The organism is Shewanella youngdeokensis (genome assembly GCF_033180165.1).
GTDB classification, from domain to species: domain Bacteria; phylum Pseudomonadota; class Gammaproteobacteria; order Enterobacterales; family Shewanellaceae; genus Shewanella; species Shewanella youngdeokensis.
Genome location: NZ_CP136522.1, coordinates 3,137,616 through 3,150,958, shown reverse-complemented (window position 1 = coordinate 3,150,958; position 13,343 = coordinate 3,137,616). Strand labels below are relative to the sequence as shown.

The window sequence follows — 13,343 nt, the reverse complement described above, 5'->3', positions numbered from 1 at the left end:
TAAGTGTTGTGTTTTGTATTCAGTGTGAGCAAACAATTAGAACCCCAGCGGGTAATGGCTGTAGTTACACCCAAGGTATGTGCGGTAAGTCATCAGATACTTCAGATTTACAAGATCTACTGATCTACATTCTGCAAGGTGTGTCGGCTTATGCTGTTCGTGCTCGTGAAGTTGGTATTATCGATCACGAGATTGATACTTTTGTACCTAAGGCGTTTTTTGCCACGTTAACCAACGTCAACTTTGACGATGACCGCATCATTGCATACACAACACAAGCCAACACTTTCCGTACACGTCTACAAACGGCGTATGAAGCAAAATGTATGGAGCTTAGTATTGAAGTAAAGGCGCCAACAGCAACCATGCAGTTAGTATTAGGGGCGACTAAGCCAGAAATGCTTTCTCAAGCGATCCAAACAGCGCCTAACCGCGGTAAAAATGAAGTGCATGAAGATATCGTGGGTCTACGTTTACTTTGTTTATATGGTCTTAAAGGTGCTGCAGCCTATATGGAGCATGCTCGCGTTCTTGAGCAAACTAACGACGATGTTGCTGGTGAGTTTCATGAGATCATGGCATTTTTAGGTGAAGATTCAGTTGACGGTGACAGACTGTTTGAAACTTCAATGCAAATTGGCCAGCTTAACTACCGCGTTATGGCAATGTTAGATGAAGGCGAGACTCACGCATTTGGCCACCCAGAACCGACTCAAGTGAATACCAAATCTGTAAAAGGTAAGGCTATTTTAGTGTCTGGGCATGATATGAAGGATCTTGAACTTATCTTGAAGCAGACGGTAGGCAAAAACATTAATGTGTTTACTCACGGTGAGATGTTACCAGCACTTGCTTACCCTGAGTTAAAGAAATATCCACACTTAGTGGGTAATTACGGCAGTGCTTGGCAGAATCAGCAAAAAGAGTTTGCGACATTCCCAGGTGCAGTTGTAATGACATCGAACTGTATTATTGATCCTACCGTGGGGGACTATTCAGATCGTATTTTCACTCGAAGCATTGTTGGTTGGCCTGGAGTGAGTCACATTATTGGTAATGACTTTAGTGCCGTAATCGCTAAAGCTGAGTCTTTAGAAGGCTTTATTTATGATGAAATCCCACATTTAATCACTATCGGCTTTGCCCGCAACGCACTTATGGCTGCAGCCCCAACGGTTATTGAAAACGTTAAAAGTGGCGCGATTAAGCACTTCTTCTTAGTAGGCGGTTGTGACGGTGACAAAAAAGAGCGTGGTTACTTTACTGATATTGCAACGCAAGCCCCTGCAGACTCCGTTATCCTGACATTGGGTTGTGGTAAGTACAAGTTCAATAAATTGGAATTTGGTGACATTAACGGTATTCCGCGTTTATTGGATGTTGGTCAGTGTAATGATGCGTACTCAGCTATCCAGCTAGCAATTGCCTTGTCTGAAGCGTTTGAGTGCGATATCAACGAATTGCCTTTAACACTCGTGCTGTCGTGGTTCGAGCAAAAGGCCATTGTCGTGTTGCTGACTTTGCTTTCATTAGGTGTGAAAAACATTATGACCGGTCCTACCGCACCCGCATTTTTAACTGAAAATTTAGCTAACGTCTTGGAGGATAAGTTTGGCCTACGTACAACAACGACAGTTGAAGCGGATCTTAAACGCGTGCTAAACGTGGCATAAATGCCGACTTAGTCGGTGATGAGTCAATGTTAATGGCCACCCATATGTGGCCATTTTTATATCTGTAGTATTTTTAAACCTAGGTTGATATGGCTAATAATTTAAGTAGCACGGCAACAGCGCCGTTTGAAGCTAAGCAATGGCAAACTGGCGAGCACCAGTTAGTGTGTGTTGAAAGATGGAACGAGACTCACGATGTAGTGAGTTTTCGTTTTCAGGGTATTAAGCCGGTTAAGTTTCACTTTAAACCTGGACAATTTTTAACATTATTATTAGACATTAATGGTGAAAGAGTTGGGCGCAGTTACACTATCAGCTCATCACCTTCGCGTCCGTACTCAGTGGTGTTGACGGTAAAAAAAATTGAAGGCGGCAAAGTTTATAATTACTTGGCTAACAATTTACAGGTTGGTCATGTTGTGAGTGCACTTGGTCCCGATGGCGCGTTTAACTTGATTGATATTGACGCTGAAAACTATCTATTTTTAAGTGCTGGCTGTGGTATTACGCCAATGTACTCTATGTCACGATGGTTAACCGATACTCAAATTAGCCCTAACATCAGCTTTTTACATAGTGCTAAATCAACTCACGATCTTATGTTTAAGCAATCACTAGAACAGATAGCTGCACGTGGTGAACACTTTACACTTAACTACATTCTAGAAAGCGCTTCTGCAGAGCCTACTGCTCATGTGGATACCGAGGTTGGACGCTTATCTGCAGATAACTTACAGCGTTTAGTACCTGATTTTCGCTCCAGAACGGTTTTTGTGTGTGGTCCTGAACCCTACATGGCAGCGGTTAAAGCATTACTCAAGTCACTTAACTTTAATATGGCGCAATTTCATCAAGAAAGTTTTGGTTCAATAAAAGGTAACCTTAACGGTGTTGAAGTGACACAAGAGGCTGCAGCTAACACTAACACCGGTAGCTTTATGCTGCGTATCGGTGACAAAGTACGCCCGCTTACCCGCTCACAAACCGTACTTGACGGGATAGAAGCTGAAGGGCTACCAATTATTGCTGCTTGTCGTTCGGGAGTGTGTGGCGCATGTAAGTGTAAGGTGATAGAAGGCGAAACAGAATCTAGCAGTCAAGTGTCACTAACAGCAGCTGAAATAGCACAAGGCTATGTACTCGCTTGTTCAACAAAGCTGACGTCAGATGTAACACTCGTGCTATAACCTAGAATGCGCCAACAATGATAAATTGACAAATAAATCAGTGTTCGACATTGCGTAAAGGGCAATGAGAAAGTAAGGTTAAAGGTGGGTGAGAAGTGGATTTTCGCCTGCCTTTTCTTTTTCCGGTGGAGTGAATTATGGCGGCAGCAACAACGCATTCAAACGCTTTACCATTAGAGGATAAAAGTCTTGCACATATGCTATACGGACTAATGGCTTGTTTTCCTATCATTTTATTGCCAGCCATATTAAGTTTATTTATCAACTTACATCAGCGACAAAATGCGTTAAGTACAATGTTAAACTCGCACCTAAGGTGGCAACGTTGGTCGATTCTGGGCATGTTACTGACTATGCTGGTTGGGTATTTAACCTATCAACCTTGGTTAAGTGCAGCATTGTATATTGCTGGTGCAATTTGGTTTAGTGGCCGGATTTTTAAGGGTTGGCTGAGCCTAATTGAAGGGCGTTGTATTTAACCTAGTAACACATGCTGCAACCCTAAACTGGTGGATTGAATTGCCGCTGGTTCCAATCTATAGCGCTAATCTTTCACTTTTTTTAAGCTTCAATACTGATGTTGTGTAGCTGTGTCAGCCAAATAATGAGTCAGGCAATAAAAAACCGCCAATAAAGGCGGTTGCTACATCATTGATGCTGAAATTAATCTAACGGTAGAGGCGGTTGAGTAGTTCATTTAGCAACGTTTGTTGCGCTTCGCTATCTCCAACCTGTTCAATGTGATTCAGATTGACCATTACCCCGTCACCTCCAAGCTGTTTAATTGCTTTAGTAAAGTCGGGCAATTGTGGAGCATCAACAGCATAGCAAGGGTTGACGATGACTGGTAAATGGCTTGCGGTTTTTAGCTCGACTAAGGCGGCTAAATCAAGAGAGGGTTTACCAGAATTGTTCAGCGTACTGACACCTGATTCACATAAGGCTAATTGTTGGTTACCTTGGCCTAAAATGACCTCGGCCGCATTCAAAATGTCATCAATACTGGCCATGGTATTGCGCTCTAATATTATTGGCAGTAATAGAGTACCAAGTTGGTTAAGTATGCTTTGGTTGTACATTTGAGTGCCGGATAACATGATCGCATCCCCAAGTTGCGCTGCAATGGCCAAATCAGTTTCATGTTCGACCAGTAAAATACAGACAAGGCCAAATTGTTCTAGTGTTTTTTTGAACTTACCTAATGAGGTAAGTAAATCACTCTGCTGGCTTAACCCCTGAATAACCACAGCTTGAAAACCCGTCTCTTTAAGTGTTTTTGCATACTGCTCAAATTGAGTTATTTCGAAGGGAAGTTGCAAAAGGGCTATTGCGCCTAACGAACCGTTACCAATACTGAGTTGGCCGCAGATGATTTCAGTTGCTGTTCTCTTGTAAGCTTTGCTATAACGCTTGTGCTGGTTGTTGGTTGTGCTCGGCAATAGAGTTGATTTTGAGGTGTTAGGCTCAATCATTAATTGACTATTGGTTAACTGTGTTGGGTTAACTGTTTCACAAGGGTAGCAACCTAGCACTTTGATAAAGCGAGTGGTGCGTTCTAACTCTTTGAGCGCTGCTTGCATGGGCTCGCTTGATAAATTTGCGTCAATATCAAGATAGAACATCTCTTCCCATGGCGTACCCGGAATAGGGCGAGACTCAAGTTTACTCATATTTAAGTTTCGGGCTTTTAAAACCAGTAGTGCTTCAACCAATGCACCTGGCTTTTGTCCTGTCGCCATAATCAGAGTGCACTTGGCAGGAAGCTGCTCAGGTACATCAACGGCTTTTCGAGCAACGACGATAAAGCGGCTTTGGTTAATTTTTTGATTCGCTAAACCGGTTTCAATGGCTTCAAGTTGATATAAAGCACCGCCTTCACTACTGCCAATGGCGGCGACATCGTTGCTGTTTGAGTTGTTGACGATCTCCATTGCCTCGGCACTGCTTGCGCAGTATTCAAGTTTAAAGTTGCCATGCTGACTAATGTAGCGGCTGCACTGACTAATGGGCTGTGGGTGTGCATATACTGTTTTTATGTCACTCATATTACTACCCGCTTTTGCCAGTAAACAGTGGCCTACTTCGATAGTGGTTTCACCTACAATTGCAAGGCTAGTATGTTGTAACACATCATAAACTTCGTTGATTGAGCCAGAAGAGGTGTTTTCGATGGGTAGAAAACCGTAATCAGCATGACCCGACTCAACCGCTTGGATAATTTCATCAAAACTTTGGCAACCTAAATCTTGCATTTCAACTTGGCGTCGATTGCAATAGCGACTAGCGGCTAAATATGAATATGAGCCTCTGGCGCCAAGATAAGCCACGCAATATTGCTGTTGCTGGGTTTGAGGGTTAGCGCGACCTTGAAGGTAGGCTTGTTGGTTGAGAACGGAGTCTTCGATTATGCTTTGGTATAGCGAAATGACGTAATGTGCATCTAGTCCTTGCTCGCGACCTTGTTTTACCAATCGAGCTAGCAGTTCTTTTTCACGTATGGTGTCGCGTATAGGCCTAATATCGACTTCTTTACTGCGAGCAACATCCAAACTTAATTCACGGCGTCTTGCCAGTAAAGCCAAAAGGTCATTGTCGAGATTGGTGATTTGCTCTCGAGTATGATTTAAAGGTTGTGGTTTGCTCATTCGGGCCTCTTACAGCTAGTTTAGCGCTCAGAATTAAAAAAGCCTCCCATGTGGGAGGCTTTGGAATTTTTACTTTCGTTTTTACACCAAAATTCCGCCTCCGAGGGTAGGGGGTATAAAAAAGAAAGTAAAAAAAACAGTTTGGATTTTGTTCATAGATTTAAATTAAAGCGGAGTTGGTTTAGTGTCAATAAAAAGTTAGTCAATTTTATTTTTTTACAAAAAAAAGCGCACCTGAGGTGCGCTTTTGAATCAAAAAATTAAATAACATCAAGCCGCGAATTCCTCCTCTTTGTCGTCGTTAAAACCGTCATCAATGGCATCATCTTCTCTTTTAAGTGTTGCATGACGTTGGCTTTCAGGTTTATGTACTAGGCGATTGAGCTGTTTTTCCAGCTTTTGTCCCATTGCATTAATGGCTGCATATAGGTCGTCGTGTTTCGCCTGGGCAAATAACTTGGCATTAGGTATGCCGACTGACGCTTCAATTTTAAACCCTTGCTTCTCCTGTAGTATGATTACGTGTGGATTAATAAGCTGCACATCGTGTCGTGCTAATTTCTCTAATCTTGCCTCAATACGTTCACGGATAGACTCTGTTACTTCGAAGTGCTTGCTAGTAATCTTTATCATATTTCAAACCTTTCATTGCTTCCTTGACTTCAGACTAACAATTTCGGCGATAAAGAATGTGACCTGTGTCACGTTTGGTGGCTGTTTCAGTCTGTTCGCTTTATATTTGATCACTTGATTAAATATAGTCAATAACCGTCAAAATATCCTTGAAACTGGGTAAAAAGGGGTTCATATTTGAATGGATAAGAGGTGGATGGATTAACCTTAAATAAAAATATACTGTGTTAATAACCTCATAGCGCTTACTCTTCCCCTCTGAAATAATGCTCAAAAAAAACAATTTATTTGTGGGAGTGACAATTTATGACCCAAAAGGTTGTCAACATAAGAGTATGGGATCTTCCCGTACGTGTGTTTCATTGGTTATCAGTGTTGTTATTGGCAGGATTATGGTGGACAGCTGATCAGGGGGAAATGGATTGGCATCAACTGCTAGCCTACAGTCTATTGATTTTACTTATAGTGCGGATCATTTGGGGTGTTGTCGGAAGCGATACCGCTAGGTTTACTCACTTTGTTCACTCTCCTAAACGTGTTATTCGCTATCTACAAAAAACCAAGCAGCACGGTATATCGACTTCCATAGGCCATAATCCCGTTGGTGGTTATATGGTTGTAACTCTAATTACATTAATGTGTTTGCAGTTATTGACTGGGCTTTTTGCAACCGATGAGGTTTTTACCGAAGGGCCGCTATTTTCATTGGTCAGTACTGATAGTGCTTTATGGTTGACCTGGTTACATAAGAAGAATTTTGATTTGATTCTTGTTTTGGCGGTAATTCATATATTGGCGGTGGGTGTTCATATAGCCAAAGGAGATAAAATTCTGGGGGCGATGTTTAGCGGTTATAAGCGCTTACTGGTTGTAGAGGCGCCTAGCCTAACCTTTGTGCCAGTGTTCAAGGCAATTGCGATTATGATGATAATCGCCGCTGTTGTGGTGGTATATCTGATGCTACCTATTATTGATATGTTGTAATGTAAAAATGGGATTTGGCATTACTTAAAGAGCCAGCTCCTGCAGAGCTGGCTTTGTTTTAATTAGTCTTTCTTGTAAACGTCATGGCAACCTTTACAGCTTTTGCCGGTATTGATAAATGCTTGCTTAATTTGCTTTTTATCACTGGTTCCGGCTGCTAACGCCAGTAAATCGGCATTTTCTTGGAATGTTTTCATCTTAGCGTCAAAATCCGTTTTGTCGCTCCAGATCTTTGCTAATGCTTCTGTGCTGCCTGTATCTGAACCACTGACAAAACCTTCTAGTGGAAGTTTAGATAGCGCAGCTACGTTAGTGGCCCGCATTGCAAATATGGCGGCATCATAGTCTTTTTTGCCTTTGAGCATGGCGCCCATGTCACCAAAGTTATGGGCAATCATTCCAAAAGCGGCTTGACGATAATGGATTGCATCATCGACCTCTTTGAAATTATTAGCTTGCACGCTAGTGGCAAGGCAAGCTGTTGCTGCGACTAGGACTAAACTTATTTTTAATATTTTACTCATTGTTACCCTCACATTTTAATGTCTTTGTGTGACTAGCTTCACGCTATTGTACCTATTTTTAGCTATCCGTCTCTAATCATTTTGTAAAAACTTACCAGTTTGCTCTGTAATGGTTGAAACCCATGTTTAATCAACGTCAAAGTGTGTGACTGTTTAATGATTCCTGATAAACTAAATGTAATGACGCACTAGTACATTGTTGAGGCTGAAATGCGAGCACAGTGGGATATAGTTTTAGATAAAGTGATGGCACAAAGTGATCATAGTGCTTTAGTAACACTATTTGAGTTATTGCTAACGGAAGAGGAACGAAGCGCTGTTGCGAGTCGGTTCAAAATTTTTCAAACATTACTACATGAACAGATGAGTCAACGACAGATCGCGCAAGAGTATCAAATTAGTATTGCGACAATCACTCGTTGCTCCAATTACTTAAAACATATGACTGAAGAGCAACGAGAACTAATTAAACAGCTGACATTATAGCGATAGCCCGTTACCTAAACTCAGAAGCAACAATCTGATGTTTACGGTAACTGGCACGTAGCACAAAAAGATAAATCCCATAGCTACAACAGATTAATGCGAATATCGGGGCAGCTTTCAAATCAAGCTTGGTAAGCAAAATTGAGCCAAGTAAGCATAGCGATGGAATGTGTTCATATAAGTAGCTTGGTATTCGGCCACGCTTACGACGTTTTTTTGGATCTGTGCGGCGGTTGGCTGAGCGTAAAGCGTATACCCGGCTGCCGAGTATGTACACCACAACGGCTAGTATTTGCACCAAGGTTTGCTCGAGTAGTAATAGGCAGCATGTACCGATGGCAATATAGCTATAGGGTAGGGCTTCATAGAAAGGTCTTGATAGCATTCGCAGATCCATTGCGTTGATTATGATGCTAGCGATTGTAATGCATAAAAAAACGCGATTCATTAATCAATAATGAATCGCGTTATAAATCAGTCTAAAGCGTTAGTATGACTAGTGTTTGCAACCACAGCCACCGTTGCCGTCGCAACCTTCTTTTGCTTCTTTTGTTTCGTCATCACTGCAGCATCCGCCTTCGTGGCTATGCTCTGAACCACCACAACATCCACCTTCGTGTGAATGTGCGTGATCGCCACCACAGCTTCCACCAGCATGAATATGGCCGTGAGAGATTTCTTCTTCAGTTGCTGCTCGTACTTCAAGTACTTCAACACTAAAGCTTAATGTTTGCCCTGCTAATGGGTGGTTACCGTCAACGATAACAACATCATCTTTTACTTCTTTGACTTGAACTGGGCGTTGTCCCATTTCTGTTTCGGCAATAAAACGCATACCAGGAACGATATCTTCAATGTCACCAAAAGCTGATAATGGCACTTCTTGACATAAAGTGTCGTGGTAAGCGCCGTAGCCTTGCTCTGCATCAACGGTAACGTCAAGTGTATCGCCTTGCTCTTTACCTTCTAGGGCAGCTTCAAGACCTGGGATCATATTTTGTGCGCCGTGCAAATACAGCATCGGTTCGCCTTCAAAAGAGCTTTCTACAAGCTGACCTTTCGCATCTGATAATCGGTAATGGATGCTTACTGCACATTTGTCGGTGATTTTCATGTTGGCTCCAATCGGTAATTTTCGCGCATTCTAGCTTGCTTTACTTTAATTTGCGACCGCTTGAACAAACTTATGCTACTTAATGCACATCTTTATGAAAGATGAAAATAAATCAATTAAGGTAAATCGTTACTACTTATATCTAATCTTCATAACAGTGTTAACTCATTATGTATGTAACTATGTTTGGTGACTAGTTTGGCATTTGCCAGCGTTATTGGTGAGCGTTTTAATCTTTGTCACTGCAATCTAATATAAATGTAACTAAAACAGGGTTTTAAAAATGTTTTGCGTGTGCTTTCTTCTTCGTTCAATGAAAGGTGGCGGTTTTATAATGGCACTGCATTTGATTACGCTTAATTAAGTCGAAGTTAAAATGAGCAAAATAGCGATGATTTAACCCCGAGTATTTTATCAGTAATCATTTAAATTAGGGGTTGACACTCTTTAGTTAAAAAGTAATTCTGTTAACACAAAATTAAATCTAATAGATGAAATATATTCCCATGTTTAGCCATTTTCTAATGATCAATACGATTATTGTAACCACCACGACTACCATCGTGGAGGCGGGCTAAGCACACCCTGATATCTATTTAATATCAAGCCCGCTTCCCATAAAGAAGCGGGTTTTTTTGTTTCTGATATGGCGCGGCACAAGGAGTTTTCGATGAAAGTGATGAAATTTGGTGGTACCTCGCTAGCAAATTGGCAGCGATTTAAGGCAGCAGCGGATATTGTTGCTCAGTCGGCACAAGCGCAACGCATTGCGGTGGTGTTATCTGCGCCAGCCACTGTGACTAATGGCTTAATCGAAATGGTTGAAGTCGCGGTTAATGGTGGCGACTATAAATTGGTATTGGCTAAAGTCGAACAGGTATTTACCTCATTGTACGGCGGCGCTGCAAGCACATTGTCTGCCGAACAAAACCAGGTATTGACGCAGCGTTTGCATCAGCAAATGGAATTTTGGCGTAATAAGCTTGCAGGCATGAGCTTACTTCATGAATGCCCCGAAAGTGTTGAGGCTGCAGTATTAGTCGGCGGCGAAAAGCTGTCTTCAGCTTTGATGGTTGAAGTTATGAAAGCGGCGGGCAAATCATCAGCAATTTTGGAACCTGAATCATTATTAGTAGGTTATGGTCCGCGTTTAGAGTCTGCAGTTGATATTGAAGCCAGTAAATTACGTTTTAATTTGCTTAACCTTGGTGATGCCGATGTATGGGTCATGCCAGGATTTACCGCCGGTGACAGTGAAGGCAAAATTGTGACCTTAGGCCGCAATGGGTCAGACTATTCAGCTGCAGTATTATCGGCATGTGTACAAGCGAGTTGCTGTGAAATTTGGACTGATGTCGACGGTATTTACAATACGGATCCACGTGTTGTTGCTGATGCTAAATTGTTGTCGCAATTGAGCTATCAAGAGGCGATGGAGGTCTCTTATTTTGGTGCCAAAGTGCTGCACCCCAAGACGGTTGCTCCAATTGCGCAATACCACATACCTTGTTATATCCGTAATACCCTCAATCCTGAAGCTGTTGGTACATTGGTGTCTAATCAGCCTGATGAAACTGGACTGAATGTAAAGGCCATCTCTAACTTAGACGATCAAACCATGTTTGATGTGTCTGGCCCTGGCATGAAAGGCATGGTTGGCATGGCCAGCCGTATTCTGGGAGCAATATCTCGCTCTGGAGTGTCGGTATCGCTCATTACTCAAAGCTCGTCTGAATACAGTATCAGCTTTTGTGTTGCAACCGAAGACGCTGCTAAAGCTAAGTATGCCTTAGAGCAAGAGTTTGATTTAGAACTTAAAAGTGACCTACTTGAGCCTGTTGAAATGCGCCATGATCTTGCCATCGTGTCACTGATCGGTGATGGCATGCGAACCCATAAAGGCGTTGCCGCCAAATTTTTTCAAGCGTTAGCTCAAGCAACTGTAAACATTGTTGCTATTGCCCAAGGTTCATCTGAGCGTTCAATCTCTGCAGTAGTAGAGCAGCGTAAAACCAAACACGCTATTGCAGCGTGTCATCAATCATTTTTTGATGTGCAGCATTATCTTGATGTGTTTCTTGTTGGCTGCGGTAACGTGGGAGCTGGATTACTGGACCAGATAAAACAACAGAGGCAAATGCTAAAAGAGCAGCATATTACGATGCGGGTTTGTGGTATTGCCAACTCTAAATTGATGCTGTTAGATGCTGGTGGTATTGACTTGTCAAATTGGCAAGGTTTGCTGGCTGAGTCTGCACAAGCTGCCAATATTGACGATATGTTGGTGTGGGCAAAAGAGCAACAGTTACTTAACCCTGTGTTGGTAGACTGTACTTCTAGCGAGTTTGTGTCTGATCAATATCTTGCGGTGATGAATGCGGGTCTGCATGTTGTAACCCCTAACAAGAAAGCCAATACACGCGATATGGCTTATTATCAGCAGCTGCGTCAAACAGCTTTAAAGCAACGTCGTCAATTTCTGTATGAAACAACGGTTGGCGCGGGGTTACCTGTAATAGATAACCTTAAAAAGTTGTTGTTTGCCGGTGATAAATTGCTACGTTTTAACGGCATTTTGTCTGGTAGCCTGTCATATATCTTTGGCATGTTAGACGAGGGCATGACACTGTCTCAAGCAACCTGTATCGCCAGAGATAAATGCTTTACCGAGCCTGACCCCCGTGATGACTTGAGCGGTATGGATGTGGCCCGTAAGGTACTTATTCTTGCACGTGAAGTGGGTATGGAACTGGAACTAAGTGATATACATGTTGAATCTGTATTACCGAGTGATTTTGATGCTGCGGGTGACGTTGACACTTTCATGGCAAATCTTCCGTTGGCAGACCAAGCTATCGCACAGCGAGTAGAAACCGCTAAAGCGGCCGGAAAATTACTGCGCTATGTTGGTCAAATTGATGATGAAGGCTGCAACGTTAGCATTGTTGAAGTTGACGCCAACGATCCGCTTTATAGTGTAAAAGGTGGTGAGAATGCTCTAGCATTTTATAGCCGCTACTATCAACCAATCCCTTTCGTACTGAGGGGCTATGGTGCCGGTACTGACGTTACTGCTGCAGGTGCATTTGCTGATATATTAAGAACACTAAATTGGACTCGTGAGGTAGGTATATGAGCGTAACAATTTATGCACCAGCATCAATGGGGAATGTGGGTGTTGGTTTTGATTTGCTCGGTGGCGCATTGGCTCCCATTGATGGCAGCTTACTCGGTGATAGAGTCACCGTCGAAGCAGCAGAGCACGGATTAACATTAGACGTAATAGGGCATTGGGCCAACAAGTTACCAGCAAACTCTGCTGAGAACATCGTTTATCAATGTGCGGTATTTTTCCTCGAGCATTTAGGGAAAAATGTAGGGCTTAGATTAACCTTGGAAAAAAACTTACCGGTAGGTAGCGGGCTAGGCTCAAGTGCTAGCTCAGTTGTTGCTGCATTAATGGCGCTTAATGAATATTTTGACCAACCATTTTCAGAGCAAGCACTACTTAAGCTCATGGGCGATTTTGAAGGCAGTATTAGTGGGTCTGTGCATTACGACAATGTCGCTCCTTGCTTTTTGGGCGGTATGCAGTTAATGCTCGATACACCGCAAGTGATTTGTGAACCGATCCCTACGTTCAAACAATGGTATTGGGTAGTTTCTTATCCGGGGATCTCATTATCTACAGCACGAATGCGACAGCTGATGCCTGAGCAATATTCAAAACAAACTGCGATAGACTTTGGCCGTTACTTAAGCGCTTTTGTACATGCTTGTTATAAGCAAGATGCCGTTTTAGCAGTTTCAGTGCTAAAAGATGTGCTTGCTGAACCTTATCGTGCTGCTGAAATCCCTCAATATCAAGCTGCTAAGTCAGCTTTAGCTGACATAGGGATGCTTACATCAGGTATTTCTGGAAGCGGCCCTACATTGTTCACCATTACGGATGACATCAATACTGCTAAGGCTGCTAAACAATGGTTAGATGATCACTATATAGATAAAGCCTTAGGTTTTTCACATATTTGCCAGATAGATGAACTAGGTGCCCGTCGCGCTTAAATCGTGGTTTAACTGCCAGAGCATAATTTTCA

At 42.5% G+C, this 13,343-nt stretch carries 12 protein-coding genes and 1 other annotated feature; of the genes, 7 read left to right on the top strand and 5 right to left on the bottom strand.

Going from position 1 to position 13,343, the window contains the following annotated elements:
- Window positions 1-8: 8 nt before the first annotated feature.
- From hcp to RGE70_RS13430, 3 genes are all read left to right on the top strand, one after another.
- Window positions 9-1,673: a hydroxylamine reductase gene (hcp, locus tag RGE70_RS13440; protein ID WP_310471949.1), complete on the top strand. Its 1,665-nt coding sequence runs from the start codon at window positions 9-11 to the stop codon at window positions 1,671-1,673.
- Window positions 1,674-1,762: 89 nt separating this feature from the next.
- Complete coding sequence (locus RGE70_RS13435) at window positions 1,763-2,860, top strand: FAD-binding oxidoreductase (protein ID WP_310471948.1); 1,098 nt, start codon at window positions 1,763-1,765, stop codon at window positions 2,858-2,860.
- Window positions 2,861-2,997: 137 nt separating this feature from the next.
- Entirely contained in the window at window positions 2,998-3,339 is a 342-nt protein-coding gene (locus RGE70_RS13430) for a hypothetical protein (RefSeq protein ID WP_310471947.1), read from the top strand.
- A gap of 189 nt (window positions 3,340-3,528) precedes the next feature.
- Here RGE70_RS13430 and pheA read toward each other — a convergent pair whose 3' ends face one another.
- Window positions 3,529-5,505 (bottom strand): prephenate dehydratase, encoded by a 1,977-nt coding sequence (gene pheA, locus RGE70_RS13425; RefSeq protein WP_310471946.1) that lies wholly within the window; start codon window positions 5,503-5,505, stop codon window positions 3,529-3,531.
- A 32-nt stretch (window positions 5,506-5,537) separates the two neighbouring features.
- Window positions 5,538-5,656, bottom strand: a sequence feature (Phe leader region).
- Between the two features lie 119 nt (window positions 5,657-5,775).
- Window positions 5,776-6,138, bottom strand: a complete 363-nt coding sequence (hpf, locus tag RGE70_RS13420; RefSeq protein WP_310471945.1) for a ribosome hibernation-promoting factor, HPF/YfiA family — start codon at window positions 6,136-6,138, stop codon at window positions 5,776-5,778.
- 306 nt (window positions 6,139-6,444) lie between these two features.
- Here hpf and RGE70_RS13415 point away from each other — a divergent pair, with 306 nt between their 5' ends.
- Window positions 6,445-7,122, top strand: a complete 678-nt coding sequence (locus RGE70_RS13415; protein ID WP_310471944.1) for a cytochrome b/b6 domain-containing protein — start codon at window positions 6,445-6,447, stop codon at window positions 7,120-7,122.
- Window positions 7,123-7,184: 62 nt separating this feature from the next.
- On the opposite strand, the gene RGE70_RS13410 is transcribed toward RGE70_RS13415, so the two are convergent.
- Complete coding sequence (locus RGE70_RS13410) at window positions 7,185-7,637, bottom strand: c-type cytochrome (RefSeq protein ID WP_310472984.1); 453 nt, start codon at window positions 7,635-7,637, stop codon at window positions 7,185-7,187.
- A 219-nt stretch (window positions 7,638-7,856) separates the two neighbouring features.
- Between RGE70_RS13410 and trpR the strand changes: the two genes are divergently transcribed.
- The gene (trpR, locus tag RGE70_RS13405; protein WP_310471943.1) at window positions 7,857-8,132 is read left to right on the top strand and encodes a trp operon repressor; all 276 of its coding nucleotides are present in this window, start codon (window positions 7,857-7,859) and stop codon (window positions 8,130-8,132) included.
- Between the two features lie 10 nt (window positions 8,133-8,142).
- Here the strand turns inward: trpR and RGE70_RS13400 are convergent, their stop codons facing one another.
- Together RGE70_RS13400 and slyD are read right to left on the bottom strand one after the other, a co-directional pair.
- Window positions 8,143-8,517, bottom strand: a complete 375-nt coding sequence (locus RGE70_RS13400) for a hypothetical protein (RefSeq protein ID WP_310471942.1) — start codon at window positions 8,515-8,517, stop codon at window positions 8,143-8,145.
- 111 nt (window positions 8,518-8,628) lie between these two features.
- Window positions 8,629-9,246 (bottom strand): peptidylprolyl isomerase, encoded by a 618-nt coding sequence (gene slyD, locus RGE70_RS13395; RefSeq protein WP_310471941.1) that lies wholly within the window; start codon window positions 9,244-9,246, stop codon window positions 8,629-8,631.
- 670 nt (window positions 9,247-9,916) lie between these two features.
- Here slyD and thrA point away from each other — a divergent pair.
- Together thrA and thrB are read left to right on the top strand one after the other, a co-directional pair.
- Window positions 9,917-12,382: a bifunctional aspartate kinase/homoserine dehydrogenase I gene (gene thrA / locus RGE70_RS13390; RefSeq protein ID WP_310471940.1), complete on the top strand. Its 2,466-nt coding sequence runs from the start codon at window positions 9,917-9,919 to the stop codon at window positions 12,380-12,382.
- Window positions 12,379-13,311 (top strand): homoserine kinase, encoded by a 933-nt coding sequence (gene thrB / locus RGE70_RS13385; protein ID WP_310471939.1) that lies wholly within the window; start codon window positions 12,379-12,381, stop codon window positions 13,309-13,311. The genes thrA and thrB overlap by 4 nt, the downstream gene beginning before the upstream one ends.
- Window positions 13,312-13,343: the final 32 nt, after the last annotated feature.

Coding starts and splice junctions, on each gene's coding strand:
- RGE70_RS13430 (WP_310471947.1), top strand. CDS start 2,998: ATGGCGGCAGCAACAACGCATTCAAACGCTTTACCATTAGAGGATAAA.
- RGE70_RS13435 (WP_310471948.1), top strand. CDS start 1,763: ATGGCTAATAATTTAAGTAGCACGGCAACAGCGCCGTTTGAAGCTAAG.
- thrA (WP_310471940.1), top strand. CDS start 9,917: ATGAAAGTGATGAAATTTGGTGGTACCTCGCTAGCAAATTGGCAGCGA.
- trpR (WP_310471943.1), top strand. CDS start 7,857: ATGCGAGCACAGTGGGATATAGTTTTAGATAAAGTGATGGCACAAAGT.
- thrB (WP_310471939.1), top strand. CDS start 12,379: ATGAGCGTAACAATTTATGCACCAGCATCAATGGGGAATGTGGGTGTT.
- hpf (WP_310471945.1), bottom strand. CDS start 6,138: ATGATAAAGATTACTAGCAAGCACTTCGAAGTAACAGAGTCTATCCGT.
- slyD (WP_310471941.1), bottom strand. CDS start 9,246: ATGAAAATCACCGACAAATGTGCAGTAAGCATCCATTACCGATTATCA.
- pheA (WP_310471946.1), bottom strand. CDS start 5,505: ATGAGCAAACCACAACCTTTAAATCATACTCGAGAGCAAATCACCAAT.
- RGE70_RS13415 (WP_310471944.1), top strand. CDS start 6,445: ATGACCCAAAAGGTTGTCAACATAAGAGTATGGGATCTTCCCGTACGT.
- RGE70_RS13400 (WP_310471942.1), bottom strand. CDS start 8,517: ATGCTATCAAGACCTTTCTATGAAGCCCTACCCTATAGCTATATTGCC.